Consider the following 1,200-nt stretch of genomic DNA (forward strand, 5'->3'; position numbering starts at 1 on the left):
TCGTAGTGCTCGTTGCCGATCACGTTCGGATCCAGCTGACGCGAAGTCGCGTCCATGCCCAGGATCGCAATGATGTCCTTCAGCTCTTTGTAGCGCTGCAGCACGTACTGAACGCCGCGAGCGGTTTCGTAGTGCTCGTTGCCGATCACGTTCGGATCCAGCTGACGCGAAGTCGAGTCCAGTGGGTCTACCGCCGGGTAGATACCCAGGGAAGCGATGTCACGGGACAGAACGACGGTGGCGTCCAAGTGGGCGAAGGTGGTCGCCGGCGACGGGTCGGTCAGGTCGTCCGCAGGTACGTATACGGCCTGGATCGAGGTGATCGAACCTTGCTTGGTCGAAGTGATGCGCTCTTGCAGCACGCCCATCTCTTCAGCCAGGGTCGGCTGGTAACCTACCGCCGATGGCATACGGCCCAGCAGTGCGGACACTTCGGTACCGGCCAGGGTGTAACGGTAGATGTTGTCGACGAACAGCAGAACGTCGTTACCTTCGTCACGGAACTTCTCGGCCATGGTCAGGCCGGTCAGGGCTACGCGCAGACGGTTTCCCGGCGGCTCGTTCATCTGGCCGTAGACCAGTGCCACTTTGTCCAGAACGTTGGAGTCCTTCATCTCGTGGTAGAAGTCGTTGCCCTCACGGGTACGCTCGCCCACACCGGCGAACACGGAGTAACCGCTGTGCTCGATGGCGATGTTACGGATCAGTTCCATCATGTTTACGGTCTTGCCTACACCGGCACCACCGAACAGACCGACTTTACCGCCCTTTGCGAACGGGCAGACCAGGTCGATAACCTTGATGCCGGTTTCGAGCAGGTCGTTGCCGCCAGCTTGCTCCGCGAAGGAAGGAGCGGCGCGGTGAATGCCCCAGCGCTCTTCTTCGCCGATCGGGCCGGCTTCGTCGATCGGGTTGCCCAGCACGTCCATGATCCGGCCCAGGGTCGCTTTACCGACCGGTACGGAGATGGCTGCGCCAGTGTTGTTGACGTCCAGACCACGCTTCAGGCCTTCGGTCGAGCCCATCGCAATGGTACGAACCACGCCGTCGCCCAGCTGCTGCTGAACTTCCAGGGTGGTTTCGGCGCCTTGAACCTTCAAGGCGTCGTAGATGCTCGGTACGCTGTCGCGTGGGAATTCCACGTCGATGACGGCGCCGAGGAATTGAACGATACGTCCGCTACTCATAGCTGGATCCTCT

At 60.8% G+C, this 1,200-nt stretch carries 1 protein-coding gene; it reads right to left on the reverse strand.

The genetic code is table 11. The features are described from left to right. The coding region (gene atpD, locus ACIP0B_RS28560; RefSeq protein ID WP_400838570.1) for a F0F1 ATP synthase subunit beta at positions 1 to 1,187 on the reverse strand (1,187 nt) is incomplete at its 3' end. Between the last annotated feature and the right edge of the window lie 13 nt (positions 1,188 to 1,200).

The organism is Pseudomonas sp. NPDC089534, assembly GCF_044749305.1.
In the GTDB taxonomy this organism is placed as follows: Bacteria; Pseudomonadota; Gammaproteobacteria; order Pseudomonadales; family Pseudomonadaceae; genus Aquipseudomonas; species Aquipseudomonas ekonensis.